Below are 17,066 nucleotides of genomic sequence, written 5' to 3' on the forward strand. Positions count from 1 at the left end.
AAAAGTTGTACATTGCAACTTACTATGACCGAGGAACACAACAATAAACTGACCTTGAGGCAGGGATGACCACACCGTTTTTATTTCAACTTTCTCTCTTTTCCGCAACCTTGCTTTGCGCCCTCGTTGCAGGTTTAGTACTCGGTTTTGCGGTAGTGGTGATGCCTGGGATCCGTCGACTGGAAGACAGAGAATTCCTGCGTACATTTAAGGTGATGGACGGTGTGATTCAAAACAACCAACCCTTGTTTATGTTCGTGTGGGTCGGTTCTATTTTGGCAGTTGTGGCGACTCTGGCTCTGGGAATAGGGAATACGTCGGGATTAAGCCAGCTATTGCTTTTGGCGGCCACACTCTTATATCTACTCGGTGTTCAACTACCAACAATCCGTTTCAACATACCTCTCAACAACCAGATTCAACGTCTAAATCTGGACACAATGGAAGCAAACGAATTACGCGACGCAAGGGAGACATTTGAACCCAGCTGGAACCGTTGGAATCAGTTCAGAACCGTTGTTTCTTGCATATCGGTTGGCTTGATGCTGGCCCTCATATTCAGGCTTTAAATAAGATCGGGATGGAAATACCGGTCTGCCACTCTCTACAGGGAAGGGTTCACCATGCTTTATTTCATCGGAATACTGATACTGATTGGGTTTGTCGCTTACCGAATGACCCCACCGGAAAAGCTGTTCGAACTTGGCATTTCTGCTGAGCGAAGAATATCGGGTTTGACCTTAAAGACATCGAATATCGAAGAAGGCGAAATTGCCTATCTGGAAGGTGGGTCGGGTACGCCACTTCTTTTGCTTCACGGCTTCGGTGCAGACAAAGACAACTGGGTGAGAATGGCGAAGCATCTCACTGGCAAGTACCGGGTGATTGCGCCGGACCTGCCAGGGTTTGGTGAAAGCTTCAAACAGCCTGACTTAAACTATGATGTGCCTGCTCAGGTGGCGCGCCTTAAAGCATTTGCAGAGTCTATTGGCGTGTCGAAGTTTCACATTGGCGGTAATTCTATGGGAGGTTACATTGCGGGAAATTACGCGGTGGAACACCCTGATCAAGTGTTAAGTTTGTGGCTTCTTAACCCGTTAGGCGTCGCAACCTCGCCAGACAGCGAGATGTTTGCCATGTTACGCCAGCAAGAACGCCCCGCTGTGTTGGTAGGCGATGCCGAACAATACAGAGAACTTTTGGCGTTTGCATTTCATAAGCCACCATTCATCCCTGGGGTGATGATCAAAGAACTCGCTAAGCGGGCAGAAGCCAGCTTTCCGCTGAATAGCCAAATCTTCCAACAGATCCACCACCTCAATGACGGGCAAGTCCATTTCACTGTGCCACTGGATACCGTGCTCGAAGGCTTCGAGCAACCAACACTGATTACCTGGGGCGACAAGGACCGAGTCCTGCATGTCGCTGGTGCAGACATCCTTGGCAAATTAGTCCCTCAGTCGGAAGTGCACGTGATGAAGGATATGGGGCATCTTCCGATGATTGAAGCGCCTTCCCAAACGGCGAAGCAATTCCTTCAATTTGACCAAGCGTAAAGCAAGGTAAAGCTAAGTAAAGCGCCTTCTTTTTCCTGAAAAAATCACGATACTTGCGCGTATTGTTGAGCATGAATAAGAAGGAATAACTCAATGAAAAAATTAGCGATTGCTGCCATGGTATTGTTTGGGTTGATGGGCACTGCCTATGCATTTGATGCGCATTGGACGCATGGCTGGGAAATGTCAGAACTCTCATTGTTTGGCTGTGGGCATGGTAGCCATCATTAATGCTAAAGACTTTGATAAAGGAGCCACATTGTGTGGCTCTTTCTGTTTGTGCTCTTTATGAATGATTAGTTTTCCCTCAGCAAAAAGAGGCATCTGTGATCTGACGTGAGGCTGATGGTCTTGAGGCTTTATTTTGAGACATCTTCGATCGTTATAGCGGTGTTAATCTCCCGAAAGATGGCTTGGAAATAAAAGCACTAAAAGGGACAAACAATGAAAAAACTCATCATGGCTTTGGCAGTGGCTGCTTTGGTATCAGGTTGTGCGAACAAAGACTTCGGCGAAGTGGTTAATGACGGCGTAAACGGTGCTATCGACGGTGTGCTTGGTTCAGTCGGTGTAGGGAACGGCACCGTGGTCAAAAATAGCGACGGTGGGTTCAGTGTTGAAAAAGAGGAGTTTTACATCACGGACAGCAGTCGAACTCGCAAAAACTACGGCTCAATAGGGATAGCTTCAACAAAGAAAAACCCAAATGGAAGAACGGAAGCTTTTATTGAAACTTGTGTTCACCCAAGAATTGGTTCTGTTGAATGCACAGCTTACCTTTACGAAGTGACACCTGAAGGTTGGCTTGTTGATGATGCGATTCCTGTTAGAACCGACAATAGGTCTAAAGGGCTTGCAGCAGGAAAGTACTACTTCAAAGTCCAGTCAGAAGGACTGGGAAATAAATACATTGCAACCGGTGAAGCAACGATAGTTCCTTTCGTAACAAACTACCTTTCCATAACTCTTGAATAAAGTACTCGTTTTTTGAAAGGCAGGTGTGAATACCTGCCTTTTGTGTTTGTGAATTCGGACGAATCTTCCCGAGACCATTCGACTATTACCTGAAGACCTAATGCTACTATTCCGTTGAAATGGATTCGGAGGAGATAGCTTTGTATCAACTGTTTTACTACCCACGCAACGCAAGTTGGGCACCTCATATGATGATGGTGGAAATGGGACTGCGACACGAGCTGATTTTGGTCGACAGGAAGTCCAACGCCCAGAAATCCGAAAGCTATCTGAAACTCAACCCCACGGGTCGTATTCCTGTGCTTGTTGATGACGAATTGGTCATTCATGAAAGCGCAGCCATAGGGCTACACCTTTGTGAAAATCACCCTGAGTCTGGCCTGATTCCCGACATGGGAAGCCATGAAAGACCGATCTTTTTCCAATGGCTGTTCTACCTGACTTCGTCGTTACAGTCAGAGTTGATGGTCTATTTCTACCCGCAACGCCACACAGAAAACCCCGATGAAGCGACAGCCATCAAACGAGCCCAAGAAGCCCGCGTGACAGACATGTTTGCTTTGATTGACCGTGAGCTTGAAGGCAAAAACTTTCTGGTGGGGAACCGAATCAGTATGTGTGACTTCTTCCTGTTCATGTTCGCTCATTGGGCCAGCGATTTTGATAAACCACCGTTGAGCTTTGAACATTTAGGTCGATATTTAAGGGATTTGGCGAAGCGGAACTCAGTGGTTGCAGCGAGTGAATTGGAAGGTACCAACTTGGACATCTATCGCTAAAGGAGTGGGGAAATGAAAATACACAGCCTGTTTAACGATAAGTCAGATCTTTACGAGAAAGCGAGGCCCGTCTATCCCGATGAGATTTATCGGTATCTGGTAAGTATCTCTCCATCGAATCTCAAAGCATGGGATTGCGCTTGTGGAAACGGCCAGGTGTCAGAAGGGCTGTCGCATTGTTTTGAAGGTGTGATAGCGACGGATGTCAGCGAACAGCAGATTGCGAATGCAAAGCCATTCGACAACGTCATTTACCGTGTTATGCCATCGGAAAGCACAGATTTCCCTGACGATAGTTTTGATTTGGTATGTGTGGCTCAGGCTCTCCATTGGTTCGATTTCCCCGTTTTCTGGCCGGAAGTTAAACGTGTATTGAAGCCTGATGGTGTATTCGCAGCGTGGGGATATACATGGCCAGTGTTGCCAGATGAAATAGAGAGAATTTTCCATGATCAAATTCTCGATGTGATTGCGCCTTACTGGGCGACCCAAAATTCACTTTTGACCGGTCACTACAAGGATGTCGAGTTTCCTTTTGAAAGACTGAGTTCACCAAAATTTGAGATGAAGGTTGAATGGAACCTCGATCAATTCTTCGAATTTATTAAGACGTTCTCTGCCACCCGACGGTGCACTGAGGAACATGGCGAGGCATTTCTTGATGCTGCTTACGAGCAGATTGAAACTCATTGGTCTGCCGATGAAAAGCCGAGGGTCATTCCGCTTGAATTCGTTTTTTATGTCGGCCGGAATACCGAGTAAAATGAAAACCCGCCAGTAAGGCGGGTTTTACTATTCACCTACAGCGCACGAATTTGGGTTATTTCATCCGGCCCAATGCCAAGTAATTCCAAAAATTTCTGGTGTTCATCACCCATTTCTATCCTGCTATTCCGCCAACACCTCGACGACGTGATCAATAAACAAACGGGTAATCTGAGGGAGATGCTTGTGGGATTGATAAACAATGTGCATGGCGCCTGCATCAATAATCTGATCGTCCAGCACTTGGACGAGGCTTCCCTGAGCGAAGTGGAATCTCGCCAACGCTTCAGGAAGTTTTGCGATCCCCAATCCAGCGATCGCCGCTTTAATTTTCAAGTGGATGCTGTCAGCAAAAAAGCGTCCACTAACGGGAACATCAACGACCTTTTCCCCGTTATTAAATTGCCAAACTTGGGGCTTGTCAGTGTGCCTATCAAGAATACAGCAATGATGAGCCAGATCTTCCGGAGATTCGGGATAACCATACTGTTTTAAATAGGTCTCGCTTGCACAAAAGACATTCATTTTACTCATAAGCCTTCTTGCCACGAGTGAAGAATTGGCAAGAAACCCTGAACGAAACGCAATGTCGATATTGTTTTCTATCAGATCGATCAGGCTGTCGCTAATAACGACTTCGACATTAATTTTGGGGTGCTTTTCCATGAATGAAATGATGACGGGTTGCAAATAACAGTCTGCAAAATCGATAGGGGTGGTGATCCTGAGTAGGCCCTGCGGTTCCTGCTGCATGTGCAGTAATGACTGATTGGCATCTTCAATTCCAGCCAAAAATGTTTGGCATTGTTGAAAGTAGATGTCACCTGAATACGTGAGCGAAAGCTTCCGTGTACTTCGATTGATCAGCCGGGTATTTAACGCATCCTCTAATTGCTGAACCTTCCTGCTGACGGTGGTTGATGGCATTCCCAGGCGTTTTGCCGCCCCAGTAAAGCTACCACTTTCAACGACATAGACAAAGACCTTTATCTGATTGAGATCGATCATCGATTGCGCTCATTAATGGGATAAATAAAACCAATAATACCATCTAATAAAGTAATGGAGCCGTGGATAAGATGAGACAAAAGGTGAAGAACAAGGATTGAACATGATAAATGCAGTAATGACCGGGCGTCGGCATGGCCCGATTCACGGTTTTATCGACAGCAGCAACATGGGGGCACTGAACCCGTTCTGCCTGTTTGACCACTTCTCGTTGCAATCGGACAGAAAGCAGGCTGGTTTTGATTTTCACGGTCACTCGGGAATAGGTGTCATTACCTACATTACCGGCGCAGACCTCAAGCACGAAGACTCAACCGGCGAAACCCGGATGCTTGAGAAAGGTTCAGCCCAGCTTTTAATTGCGGGTGGCGGTGCCATTCACAAAGAAACCCTGTTGTCAGAAAACGGTAGTTTTGAAGGCTTTCAGTTGTGGACGATTTTGCCTACTGACAGGGAAATGGAAGCCCCAAGCTACCAGTTTGCAAACAATTCAAACGTACCTGTTGTTAGGAGTGGCTCCACGGCAACCAAGGTAATCGTCGGTGAATATCAGGACGTGAAAAGCCCTTTGCAGCACATCATCGACCTCTCCTACTTTCATGTCTCGATGGACGGCGAAGGCAGCGAATGGACACATCGATTTAGTGGCAAAGAAAAGAGCCGGTTTATCTACGTCATAAAAGGGCGAGTGGGCGCAGGTGAAAGGTCGGTTGGCACCCGGCAATTGATCAAGCTCGACATAGAGCTAAATGACATGGTGCTGTCAGCGATGGAGGCGGATACCGAGTTTCTGGTGTTTTCCGGAGAACAGCTGGCTCAGAACATGGTGTCGACAGGACCATCTGTTCACTCTAATTCAGATAACGCACGTCAAGGGACACAACGTATTCAACAACTACTACAACAACGAAGAGAGGAAGTGAAATGAGTCATAAATGGTTTTCAATTGAAGATTCTGCAGTGCTGCTGATCGATCACCAAGTCGGCACGATGGGATGGGTTCACTCAGCAGATTTGGACCAGATTAAGCGGAATACGATCGCATTGGCTAGAGCTGCTAAAGAGACGGGTATGCCGTTGGTTTTAACGTCCAGTCAGGAGCAAAATGCTCAGGGATTACTGTTTGAAGAGCTTCAAAAAACGGTTCCGGAAGAGTATGAGAACCGCATCCAACGCGAAGGTATTGTGGATGCGATGCAGGATCCGAATTTTGCTGAAGCCGTCAAAGCCACCGGCAAAGAGAACCTGATTATTTCTGGAATCACCACGGATGTATGTGTGATTTATCCTGCCATTACTGCTTTGTCGCTGGGCTATAACGTACAAGTCGTGGTCGACGGTTGTGGCTCTCCAACCAAAACTGCCGATGAAACTGCGTTGAGAAGAATGGAATCTCACGGCGTCACCCTGACCTCAACCAATCAGGTCATCGCTGAACTGGCACAAGACTGGAGCAGTGAAAACGGACAGAAACTGGTGGGTATCTTGTTTGAAGAAATCCTTTCCAAGCAATAATGCGCCCCATGAATCAAAGGCCTCACAAGAGGCCTTTTTCATTCTGAGCGGGGAAAATATTTGGGGTGCTTAACCTGCCACCCACTCCACCAAATCTTTCTCTATTTGGCGGTTTACCTGAAACGGCAGACCAAGCAGCCTTGACGGCTTATTGGTATCTGCCTCGATATGCAGTTCCTGACCGTCAGTAAAGGAAAGACGAAAACCCATGAACACACTGGTGAACATGCCATTCCCTTCAAAGTCTTCATGAATTTCCCGGCAGCTTTTTACTCGGCGATTGGTTTTTCCGTCGTTAAAGTAAAGAGCAATGCCTTGGTCGAAAGCGTTGTTTTTCAGCAAGGGATGGATATGTCCGGCTGAATCAATGTTAAAAATAATCACTTTTCCGTGGTCTCATATTTATGGAATCTATAGCGCGGCGTGATTTCTATCACGTTTTCACATGGGTTGTGGTCGGATGTGTGTGATTTAGAGGATGGTAACATGTTTAAAAGTAAGGCATTTCGGTTGCATCTTGAGCCGAAGTGCCTGTTTGGGAATCAATATAAGTTCAATAAGTGAATGGTTTGGTCTTGCGCTTCGTGGTGGGCGAACTTAATCAGTGCCATAGAGGGCGGGCCTTGCGGTGCAGGGTTGTTTGAAAAACCAAATCCTTCAGAAGGGATCCCATTCGTACCGAACGACAGCGTGTTGTTACCATCTACATCCTGATATGCCATGATGCCGTAAAAGCCTGATGGCAGTGCTTCCAATGTGATGCCCTCGCGGGCTTCGTCTGATGTGTAATGGTTGGCATGGGCAGTTGGCGCGCCTCCCATCAGGTTGTCTGTTTCGTTGTAAACCAACACAACCACCCCCGCTTCCTCCACGCGAATATCCGTGATTTTAATCGTCAGCGGGTAGGATTCACCCTGTGCGAATGTCGGCACTTCTTTGGGCTGCTTGCTAATTAAACTGGCACTCAATACCAAAACAAAAACAGACGCCAGAGCCGTAACCGGTATCAAGGTCTTGCCAGCCTGCTTACGGCACTCCTGAAGCCAGGATGCGATCCACAATGTCGCGGTCAGAAGCAGCACCAACAGGGTGTAATAACCACTGAGAACGGTTTCGCTCAGGAAAGGTGCGGCAAAGTAAATCAGTACAGCGTGCCAAGTGAAAACCTGAAGTGAGTTTTTACCAATGTAGCTCAATGGGCGGAAAACCAGCGCTGAAGGCCATTTACGGATAATTGTCGCGACAAGGTATACCCAAACCATCAGGTTCAGCATGCGCAGCCAACCCAGCTCTGGCTTATCAGCAAAGGAATACAACACGCCCTGATGGATACCCATGGAAAGAAACGCGCCGTGGTGAGCAGCAAATAGCAACGCAGCGATAGCCAAACAGACCGTGGCAATGGCAGGGTGATACCAACGCAGCTTGCCTTTGGCATTGGAAAAGCCAATTGCCGCGCCACCAATAAACAGCAATTGCCACGCAAACGGGTCGAAGTAGCCGACCTGAACATTTGTCTCAAACAGTGAGGAAAGGAGGCTGGCGTTAATCTGTGTGCTGATTGCCCAAACCCCGACACTGATTGCCAGCACCAGCCACATCAACCCCCGGCGGAACGCGTACAGCGCGATGGGCAAAATCAGCATGAAAATGACGTACAGAGGCAGTATCTCAAGGTAATCAGGTTTGTTGATCAGCAGAGCACTCAGCACAATGGTTGCCAGTGGCGCTTCCCCGAGGTTGTTAAAGCTGTTACCAAGGGATTGCGCGACAGTGGGCAACGCAAAAGCGCAATAAGAGAACCACACCATCACCAGAAGCAGGCTGACCATATGGTATTTGTAGATGGTAAAAGCGCGTCGCAGGACTTTCCCTGTGGCCTCCCTGTCTGAAAGTTCAGCGCGGCTATAAACCGCACCTGCTAGCAGGCCGGAAATCGTCACAAAGCCTTCTGCCGCACCAAACTGACCAAGGGGTTGAAGGGTAAAGTATTGGAGCAGGCTTCTACCGCCACTGAGCCATATCAGATGGTTAATCGTCATTAAAACCAGCAGCAAACCGCGCAGGCTATCGAGCGCAGGTATTCTTTTCATAACTCGTCTCCCTGTGATTTATTGCAACTTATTGTGTCGCAAGCAAAAAGAGAGCATCTGACAAAAATTGCGGTATTGAATTTAGAAAGGGTTTTGTCAGAAGGATTGATAGACGAGTCGAAAAAAAGAGCCTCCATTGAGGCTCAATTGCATATCAGTGTGTGACGGTTATTTCTGCACTTTTTGTTCGATGATGTTGAGCCAGAATTGGAAGAGCCTTGCCCCCACGCCTTTGAGCTAAATTGGTTTTGGACAAAAATGGCTTAGAGTCGGAACTCTAAGCCATACAGATCAGATAAACTGGGGTAGGGGAAAATCTAAGTTACTACAGCCTACGAGTTCGGTGGCCATTCACCTATAGAATCAACTACGTTCAATTTGCATCTTCTCAACAAATTGAATGAAATTATCTTTTGCAAAGCTCTCTAACTGCTTATTCCAAATTAGGCCGACATCCCATGAGCTACTTTCCCCGGGCAGTTCCCAAAAAACGACGTGCTCATTCGCAATATGCTTTACACTTGCTGGAACAATAGTGAAGCCCAAATTTGCTGATACTAGTGCCAACAATGTTTGAATATCATCGGCCTCCTGAACTACATTAAGTTTTTTCTCATGCTCCTCTAATAGCATGTTAATTTGTTGGCTTAGCCCCTTACCTCGCTCAGGGTTAAGCTGTAAATAATCGATTGAATCTAACGAAGACCATAATTTGTTTTTGTCTATGATTTGGCTTCTATGTATCGCAAGCACTAATTGATCTGTACAGAGCTTCACGCCCGTCAGCGGAGCTACAGCTGGTAGTCGACTAAAGCTAAGATGAAGATCCCCCAGAAGTAGGAACTCTGACTGCTTTTGAGATGGTATATCGTTAAGTGTAATGTGGATCTCTGGGTAGTGTTTTTTAAACTTAGCTATGTAATCTGGTGCAAGGTGGTAGGAAGATATACCAAAACCTATATTAAGAGTTCCTGCAATTCCCTTGGCGACTCGTTGAGTTAGAGATTTATAAGATTCAAAACTCGATACAATTCGTTGCGCTTCAGGTAAAAGAGCTACGCCTGCCGCAGTAAGACTGGCTCCTTGTCTTCCTCTCTCAAATAAAACTACTCCACAAAAAGCTTCAAGGCGCTGAATCTTCTTAGTTAAAGCTGACTGAGTGATGTGTAAGTGCTCTGAAGCTACTCGATAGTTACCATCTAACGCTAACTGGCAGAATGCGCATAAATCGATAAAATCCATTCCATAAGCTCATTAAATATAGGAATTTTATTCATTATACGGAATCAAACGACCTTTTTAAAATGGTTGATATTCACCAAGTAAAGGGAACAATTATGAAAGATATCCGTGTTGCGACTGTCCAATTTAACCACCATGCGAACGATAAAAACTACAACTTATCGGTCATTCAAAGTTACGTAGAAAAGGCGGCTAAACAAGGGGTAAAAATCATCGCATTCCCTGAAATGTGTGTGACTGGTTATTGGCATGTTTCGAAACTTAAAAAATCAGAGATCAATGATTTGTCCGAGTTCATCCCACAAGGGGAAACATCTCAACGCTTGCTAAAAATGTCTGAACAATACCAACTCAGCATAGGAGCAGGTTTAATTGAAAAGGACAAGGACGGAAATTTCTATAATTCTTACATAATGGCCATGCCTGATGGCCAGATAGCCAAACACAGAAAGCTGCATACGTTTGTCAGCGAACACATGAGAAGTGGTAATGAATACACTGTATTTGATACGCCACATGGATGCCGCGTAGGGATCCTGATTTGCTGGGATAATAATTTAGTCGAGAATGTTCGAATAACAGCATTAAAAGGGGCTGATATCCTAGTCGCGCCTCATCAAACAGGCGGCACGAACTCTCGCAGCCCCAATGCGATGGGGTTGATTGATCCCGAGCTTTGGCATAATCGTAAACAGAATCCAGATTCGATTCGTTCTGAAATGCAAGGTTCTAAAGGAAGAAAATGGTTAATGCGTTGGCTACCCGCGCGTGCCCATGATAATGGCATGTTCCTGATCTTTAGTAACGGTGTTGGGGTTGATATGGATGAAGTTAGAACGGGGAATGCGATGGTGCTCAATCCCTACGGCGAAATTATCGCTGAAACTGACTGCGTCGATAATGATATGGTTATTGCTGATCTCAATGCGAAAGATCTAAATATGTGTACAGGCAGACGCTGGATAAGAGGTCGTAGACCTAATTTATACGCTCCCTTAACGATGGAAGGGAATGAATTGACGCCTTATCAGGCAAGATTCTCGACACTAAAATAGATGACGTAACTTATTGAGTGGTCGCCAACGAATAATACGTTGGCGACCATTAATATATTGTTTCATAAAGAGCCCCTAACAAACTTTGGGGCACAATCCAGCCGAAACACACCGCCAATTGGGTTGCGAATTTCAATAAAAAAAAGAGCCTCAATTGAGGCTCTTTTGCATGTCAGTGTGTGACGATCACTTCTGAACTCTTGGCTCGATAATATTGAACCAAAATTAGAAGTTATCCAGCATTCCCACGATGTCGGTTAGTGCTTTACCGTTACCGTCTATTTTCGCGTTGCCCTGCTCAACAAGTTTGGTGATAGATGTCTTGCCCATCAGCACTTTGTTAATCCGAGGTTAGACGGTGAAATGGCTGACCATTTTATCGAGAGATTCGGCGGTTTCTTTCAGCTGTTGGCTACTGCTTTGTGATTGGCTTGCCGCGCTGGATAGTTCGGTCACCACCTGGCTGATCTCCACTAGATCTTGACTGACTTGCTCTGACACCATGCTTTGCTGCATTGCGATACTGGCGACTTCAGTATTCAGCATCGAAATGTTGTCCACTTCATCTGTCATCTGGGTGAGCTGCGCAGCAGCATCGTTTGCCAGTTCGACGCAGGCCTGTGCACTCTGGCTACCTGCATCCATCACTTCAACCGCGCTTTCCGCATCAACCTGCAACTGGTTAATCAAATCGTAGATTTGTTGGGTAGAAGACTGGGTGCGTAGCGACAGAGAACGCACTTCGTCAGCCACCACGGCAAAACCGCGGCCATATTCGCCGGCGCGGGCGGCTTCAATCGCTGCGTTCAGTGCCAGCAGGTTGGTTTGGTCTGCAATGCCTTTGATGACATCAATAATGCCATGCACGTTCTGGCTGTTTTCGCCAAGGCGGGTAATGACGTTAGACGCTTCCGACACTTCGCTTTCCAGCTTTTCGATAGCCTGTTGTACTTCGTTAAGCATTTGCTGACCGCGAGCGGCTGCGTTCTGGGTCGATGTTGCGGCGTTCGCGGCGCTCTCTGCGTGTTGGGCCACGGTTTGTGCGGTGGTGCTCATCTCGGTCGCTGCTGTCGCCACTTGATTCACCATCTGCATTTGGCGACTGACACCTTCCAGCGTTTGCTGGGAAACCGCAGAAGACTGAACAGCGTTGTCAGACACCGTATGGCTGGTTGCGGTCACTTGCTTGATCACCGCCTGAGTCTGGTCAAGGAAGGTGTTACAAGCACGCGCTAGCTCTCCGGTTTCATCCGGCGCGTCTGCTTCACTGCTCAGACGGCGTGTGAAGTCACCATCAGCCACCTGAAGCATAAACTCAGACGTGCTGCGGATAGGCGCAGCGATTCGGCCTGCAATCACCCAAATCAGGGCAATATTTGCCAGCAACACCACCACACCCATCAGCAGGGAAATCAGGGTTTGTTCGCGCTGATCTTCCTGTGCTTGTTGCTGGAGTGCGATAACGTTTTTTAGCACCAAGGCTTTGTCGAGTGTCACTACCAGTGTCCACGGTGCGATATCGGCATTGGCCTTCACCGGAATCATCGCCGTGATGCGTTGATCATCGGCACTGGTAAAGCTTTGATAGCCGTCTCGGCCCAGACGGTTAGCCCAAAGATTTGCATCGCCACCTAATGATTTGACTGAGTCACCCAGCGAACGGTCTTCACTGTCTGCGGCAATTGTGCCGCGATCCGTCACCAGCATGACGTGGCTTTGGCCTTGATAGAGACGTTGGCTGAGCGATTCCGCGACGTGTGAAAGGGCAGCCAATGAAATATCCAGACCCGTGATACCCGCAAATTGACCATCTACCATGACCGGAGAGACCACAGAAGTCAGCAGCACATTCTGGCCATTAACCGGGTACACGTAAGGGTCGAGCAGGCAGTTTCGGCGACTGTCGCGGGAGCAAAGATAGTATTCACCGACACGTGCGCCGCCATCCGTGCGGGTTTCATCCGCATAGCCTGCCAGCGGTTCCAGTTGGAAACGGCCAGCTGCATCGCGGTTCCAATAAGGAATAAAACGCCCGCTGCGGTCATGTCCAGTTTGGCTGGCGTAAAGGCTATCCATACCATCAAGGGCATTCGGCTCCCATGCGGTGAACACACCGAGAGCATTTAGGTTGCTCTCCAGTAACCCTTTCAGTTGGTGGTTCAAGCTGGCGCGTAAGGTATCGCGGGTATCCTGATCGCTGGCTTTCTGTTGGCGGGAGAAATTTTCTGCCATCAGGGAAGTTTGAATGAAGCTGTCCGATAGCTCGCCGGCGATCATCTCAGCGGCAGAGCTTAATTCAGCCTGCAGACCATTGTTGAACATCTCCAACAGTAAGGTTTGGTTACGTTGGTTTGAATGGGTTTGTAACTGGGTGGAAGAATAGAGCGAAAATGCCGTCATCACGCTGATCGCGGCAAGGGTGGCAATACCAGTAAACGTACTGATTTTTAGCTTAATCGACTTCATAAAAATGTGTCTTTAGATCCGAAAGAGGAAGGAACTAAATAAACCCAACATCGGAAAATAGTATTCATTTCGTCCGTTGAGCATAAAAGGCGCGCAATATTCGATGAAGTCTTGATAAATGTCTATATCTTCGGCATGAAATAAATTGATTATTTAACAGTGATTGCTTCATTGGTGCGACAAGGTGAATTATTTCCGTTTTTTATAAATCTTTAATTTAATTTTTTCATCGAAGTGCCCGAAAAGCTTTGTTTTTGAACGGTGTGTTTTCTCATTTAACGGCCAGTCCAATGAATAACACACTAGGCATCTCGACCCAGAAACCCCACAAGCTTATGTTTTCTGAACACCTCAACAGACCCTAGAGCCAGGTATCAGGATGAACATGTCAAAGTTATCAATTCAGGGGGCTTTTGCCATTTCACTGCTGACTGCCACGCTTTCTTTCTACGCGCAGGCAGACACGGATCTGGATAAAAATCTGCAAGCCATAGAAGCGTTCAGCCAGCGCACTGAGTCCTTGTTGGAAGCCTCCCAAAACAATGGTGTTGCTTACTCAGATCTGGTTGAGGGGATTGGTGATGTGCTGGAGCGAACCCAAAGTGCCAAGGCCGCGGTATCCAGCATCGATCTCAGCAAGCTGTCGGTGATTGCGAACGACAATGCCGCTTTAGGGGATAAATACATTGCCGAATACCGCGATTTCCTCGGTGAGCTCGATAAAAACTCGGCCTGCTATACGCCGAATATGGTCGACGAGTACCAAACCGAAGTCAGCAAGCTTCGTGACTTTGCCGATTCAGTGACGGATTACGCGTCAGTCAGCGATGAAGGTGAAGCCTATGAAGCCATGATGGCGATATCCGCCAATAGCGTGTTAGTCGCTGCGGTGCCTTCTCTATTCGCCATACAAAACATGTGCATCGCGCAGGATGCCGCTCCTGTGATTGAGCAGTTTGGCGAAGTGGAAGGTGCCATCGTCAATGCGCTGATTGGTCAAGCGATCTTGAATGAAGAAGGGGAATTTGATTTGCCGTCAGAGATGCTCAATGGAGGCGAGGATGATGCATTCTTTGAAGAGGATGACGGCTATGACGAAGACGACTCATCCCCGTTGATATCAGAGCTCACCTTCTTAGAGCCAAAGATAGCGGAGTGCATGAAACAATCTGCGGATGCGAGTGGGGTTGAACGTGTGAATGGCATAACGATGTTTATCTGTGATTTGCCCAAAAACGCAAAGGTTCGCCTAGACGATCTGGCTCAGTTTCCTTATCTGGATATGGTGATACTCAGTGGCGGTGATATTGAATCTCTGGCACCACTGACAAACGCCACCTACCTGTCCCAAATCACGGTGGAAGACAGCACTATTCAATCTTTTGGTGATTTGTCCGATATGACGGCCTCGGTGGTGTTTTCCTATGTAACAGCCAGCAACTGGGGCTCGCTTGCTCAATCCGGCCTTGATTACATCACCATTGAACAACCGCACGACTGCAGCGAGCTGTCTCCGCTACTTGGCTCCGGCGCTGTCACTGTCGAATATGTGGATGATGAGCAGGATACGGTAAGTGATGAAGCGTTAGAAACTGCCAACTTGCTTGTGGTGACGGATTGTCGTCAAGACAGTGTGTTTTAAAAGGGAATGGGCGAGGGTTGCGTGTCTTTAACCCATCCTCCAATTTTCCACTGATGATACAGCCTGTTCGCCGCAGTTAGGCACATACTTGGTAAACAAAGCTATAGATATCGAGTGGACGGTGATCTCTAACAGGGGCGTCAACGGATGCTATAAGTCCTCACTTCTTCGCCAAAACACGTTTCATTGAACGGATTTACGCGGTTTAGGCAGTGTAATAAGTGCCAGACATCACGGTGATATCTTCAGTCTCTCAATCCGGTTTGCAAAGCAAATAGGAGGGTAAAATGAAGATCCCAAGCCAACTAATAGCATCAATCGGTGCTAGCGCATTCTTGCTGATACTTTCAATCACTAGCGTCCATGCGACGCACGACAGCTCAGGAAAACGGCACTCCGACTTACAAGCGTTTGCCTCGTGGGCAGATTTGGTTGACCGATGGAAAAACCTGGATGGTCAGCTCATTGATTTTAAAGTCATCAAGTTCACCTCGGATGGTGAATATCGGTATATAGGTGCTTGGAAACTCGGAGACGGCAAAGGGGGCGCTCTTTTCCGATACCCGAGTTGGGCGGAGTTCGTTGATCAATGGAATGAGCTTGATAACCAACGCTTGATTGATATTGATATCTCCAAGGTCGGAAATACCACTTGGTATACCGGTAGCTGGCAGTTGGGTGCGCCGAGCGGGGCGCTTTATTCCTTTGGTAGCTGGCAGTCATTCGTTAATAAATGGAATGCACTGAGTCATCAAAAGCTCATTGATTTGGAAGTCAGCAGTGTGGATGGCAACACGACATTTGTTGGTGTTTGGCAAGGTGACGCGACCAGTGGTGCGCTGTATCGTTTCGGTAATTGGCGCTCATTGACCGACAAATGGAAGGCGCTAAACCGCGAAGGCCAACGCTTAATCGATGTTGAAGCCTATCAAGCGGGAAATAGCCTCTATTACACCGGAGTGTGGGAAAAAGGTTCAGGGAATGCCCTGTACCAATTTTCTAGCTGGCCGTCGCTGATGAACAAATGGCTTGAACTTGATCGCGAAGGTTATTACCTCGTCGATATCGAAGCTGAGCGATTTGGTGATCGAGAAATCTATCTTGGTGTATGGCACAGGTAGTCGGTGAGTAACGGAAAGACAGTCGCTAAGCGGGCAGCCTAATTGAGTTGTCTTAGCTCGTGTCAGGTGTTTGCTCTAGAGTGTTTCTGCTCAAAACGCTCCAGAACCAAGAGCCAAACAGCCTGCGCTCTGGGCGATTTTAAAACCGAAAAAGACACGACTCCCGATTAAAGGAGGGAAACCAGGCTTTTCAATATCAACAAGTACACCGCTTAAGCACTTCGAATCAATAGCACAGAAGGATAGCAACAAAGGCCAATTAAGAGGTTAATAATTCCCCATTAACTCGCTGAATAAATTGGCGAAAATAAATCATACAAAGAAATGCCTATCTATTCCTCAAACAACCTGTATAGTGTCGCGAGCTCTCGAGTTAGAGCTATGAATGAAACATTTAGTCCAAGTATTTTCTCAGTTTCCATTCGATTCATTTCGTCTTCAGTAAATTCATCTTCTTAATCGTCCATTTAGTAGCTTTCCTCTACGAGCCTGATTTCCGTCGTTCAAAGTGACAATCCCTCACTAGAACCTTCAAGCTTCATGGGTTTCAAAAAAGGAACTAGCAATGAGAAAGAAAAGAGCAAACCTTCAGAAACAAGCATGGAAAAATGGCAATGAAGCCAGATTTGAGCAGATGGTAAGCGAATACCACAAAGAAAAAGCCGTACTGGAAGCCATGACTGCGGGCTCTGAAGAATATGACCAGCAAAAGAAATTGTGTGAAAAACTGTTTGCTAACGCAGAGCGTTTTTTCAAGCAACACCAGTAATCTGAGACTCAGCAGCTGATGCAGGCATCTTCAACTGTCTGATCGCGTCGGTGATAAGCCCGGCAGGATTCGGGCTTCAA

The 17,066-nt window shown here is 47.1% G+C and carries 17 protein-coding genes and 1 pseudogene; 12 read left to right on the forward strand and 6 right to left on the reverse strand.

The features are described from left to right. The first annotated feature begins 65 nt into the window (after nt 1–65). The 6 genes from RN22_RS10165 to RN22_RS10185 all read left to right on the forward strand — a co-directional run bounded on the left by RN22_RS10165 (nt 66) and on the right by RN22_RS10185 (nt 4,072). Nucleotides 66–569 carry a DUF1772 domain-containing protein gene (locus RN22_RS10165; protein WP_046304179.1) on the forward strand — a complete coding sequence of 168 codons (504 nt, stop codon included), beginning with the start codon at nt 66–68 and terminating at the stop codon, nt 567–569. Nucleotides 570–623: 54 nt separating this feature from the next. Further along, nucleotides 624–1,556: an alpha/beta fold hydrolase gene (locus tag RN22_RS10170; RefSeq protein WP_046304180.1), complete on the forward strand. Its 933-nt coding sequence runs from the start codon at nt 624–626 to the stop codon at nt 1,554–1,556. A 93-nt stretch (nt 1,557–1,649) separates the two neighbouring features. After that, nucleotides 1,650–1,787 (forward strand): hypothetical protein, encoded by a 138-nt coding sequence (locus tag RN22_RS25125; protein ID WP_197076279.1) that lies wholly within the window; start codon nt 1,650–1,652, stop codon nt 1,785–1,787. Nucleotides 1,788–2,000: 213 nt separating this feature from the next. Further along, the gene (locus tag RN22_RS10175; protein ID WP_046304181.1) at nt 2,001–2,531 is read left to right on the forward strand and encodes a hypothetical protein; all 531 of its coding nucleotides are present in this window, start codon (nt 2,001–2,003) and stop codon (nt 2,529–2,531) included. Between the two features lie 140 nt (nt 2,532–2,671). Continuing rightward, nucleotides 2,672–3,310: a glutathione S-transferase family protein gene (locus RN22_RS10180; protein ID WP_046304182.1), complete on the forward strand. Its 639-nt coding sequence runs from the start codon at nt 2,672–2,674 to the stop codon at nt 3,308–3,310. A gap of 12 nt (nt 3,311–3,322) precedes the next feature. Further along, complete coding sequence (locus RN22_RS10185; protein ID WP_046304183.1) at nt 3,323–4,072, forward strand: class I SAM-dependent methyltransferase; 750 nt, start codon at nt 3,323–3,325, stop codon at nt 4,070–4,072. A 126-nt stretch (nt 4,073–4,198) separates the two neighbouring features. On the opposite strand, the gene RN22_RS10190 is transcribed toward RN22_RS10185, so the two are convergent. Continuing rightward, on the reverse strand, nt 4,199–5,083 hold the full coding sequence (locus RN22_RS10190) for a LysR family transcriptional regulator (RefSeq protein WP_046304184.1): 885 nt from the start codon (nt 5,081–5,083) through the stop codon (nt 4,199–4,201). 103 nt (nt 5,084–5,186) lie between these two features. Between RN22_RS10190 and RN22_RS10195 the strand changes: the two genes are divergently transcribed. Together RN22_RS10195 and RN22_RS10200 are read left to right on the forward strand one after the other, a co-directional pair. Next, entirely contained in the window at nt 5,187–6,011 is an 825-nt protein-coding gene (locus tag RN22_RS10195; protein ID WP_046304185.1) for a pirin family protein, read from the forward strand. Further along, nucleotides 6,008–6,598 carry an isochorismatase family protein gene (locus RN22_RS10200; RefSeq protein ID WP_046304186.1) on the forward strand — a complete coding sequence of 197 codons (591 nt, stop codon included), beginning with the start codon at nt 6,008–6,010 and terminating at the stop codon, nt 6,596–6,598. Before RN22_RS10195 ends, RN22_RS10200 begins: the two co-directional genes overlap by 4 nt. A gap of 69 nt (nt 6,599–6,667) precedes the next feature. Here the strand turns inward: RN22_RS10200 and RN22_RS10205 are convergent, their stop codons facing one another. The 3 genes from RN22_RS10205 to RN22_RS10215 all read right to left on the reverse strand — a co-directional run bounded on the left by RN22_RS10205 (nt 6,668) and on the right by RN22_RS10215 (nt 9,933). Continuing rightward, nucleotides 6,668–6,982 (reverse strand): hypothetical protein, encoded by a 315-nt coding sequence (locus RN22_RS10205; RefSeq protein ID WP_046304187.1) that lies wholly within the window; start codon nt 6,980–6,982, stop codon nt 6,668–6,670. A gap of 158 nt (nt 6,983–7,140) precedes the next feature. Continuing rightward, nucleotides 7,141–8,691 carry an OpgC domain-containing protein gene (gene opgC / locus RN22_RS10210; RefSeq protein ID WP_046304188.1) on the reverse strand — a complete coding sequence of 517 codons (1,551 nt, stop codon included), beginning with the start codon at nt 8,689–8,691 and terminating at the stop codon, nt 7,141–7,143. Nucleotides 8,692–9,054: 363 nt separating this feature from the next. Next, nucleotides 9,055–9,933 (reverse strand): LysR family transcriptional regulator, encoded by an 879-nt coding sequence (locus RN22_RS10215; RefSeq protein WP_046304189.1) that lies wholly within the window; start codon nt 9,931–9,933, stop codon nt 9,055–9,057. Nucleotides 9,934–9,995: 62 nt separating this feature from the next. On the opposite strand from RN22_RS10215, the gene RN22_RS10220 reads away from it, so the two are divergent. After that, on the forward strand, nt 9,996–10,988 hold the full coding sequence (locus RN22_RS10220) for a nitrilase family protein (protein WP_046304190.1): 993 nt from the start codon (nt 9,996–9,998) through the stop codon (nt 10,986–10,988). Between the two features lie 225 nt (nt 10,989–11,213). Here the strand turns inward: RN22_RS10220 and RN22_RS25620 are convergent. Next, nucleotides 11,214–11,336: pseudogene (locus RN22_RS25620) on the reverse strand (alkyl sulfatase C-terminal domain-containing protein); the annotation flags it as partial. 3 nt (nt 11,337–11,339) lie between these two features. Beyond that, entirely contained in the window at nt 11,340–13,454 is a 2,115-nt protein-coding gene (locus tag RN22_RS10225) for a methyl-accepting chemotaxis protein (RefSeq protein WP_046304191.1), read from the reverse strand. A 385-nt stretch (nt 13,455–13,839) separates the two neighbouring features. Here RN22_RS10225 and RN22_RS10230 point away from each other — a divergent pair, with 385 nt between their 5' ends. The 3 genes from RN22_RS10230 (at nt 13,840) to RN22_RS10240 (ending at nt 16,986) form a co-directional block, all read left to right on the forward strand. Then, nucleotides 13,840–15,096, forward strand: coding sequence for a hypothetical protein (locus RN22_RS10230; RefSeq protein WP_046304192.1), 1,257 nt, complete (start codon nt 13,840–13,842; stop codon nt 15,094–15,096). A 287-nt stretch (nt 15,097–15,383) separates the two neighbouring features. Continuing rightward, entirely contained in the window at nt 15,384–16,217 is an 834-nt protein-coding gene (locus RN22_RS10235; RefSeq protein WP_046304193.1) for a hypothetical protein, read from the forward strand. A gap of 565 nt (nt 16,218–16,782) precedes the next feature. Then, on the forward strand, nt 16,783–16,986 hold the full coding sequence (locus tag RN22_RS10240; protein WP_002538157.1) for a hypothetical protein: 204 nt from the start codon (nt 16,783–16,785) through the stop codon (nt 16,984–16,986). Nucleotides 16,987–17,066 lie beyond the last annotated feature (80 nt).

It is taken from the genome of Grimontia sp. AD028 (assembly GCF_000973155.1).
Classification (GTDB): domain Bacteria; phylum Pseudomonadota; class Gammaproteobacteria; order Enterobacterales; family Vibrionaceae; genus Enterovibrio; species Enterovibrio indicus.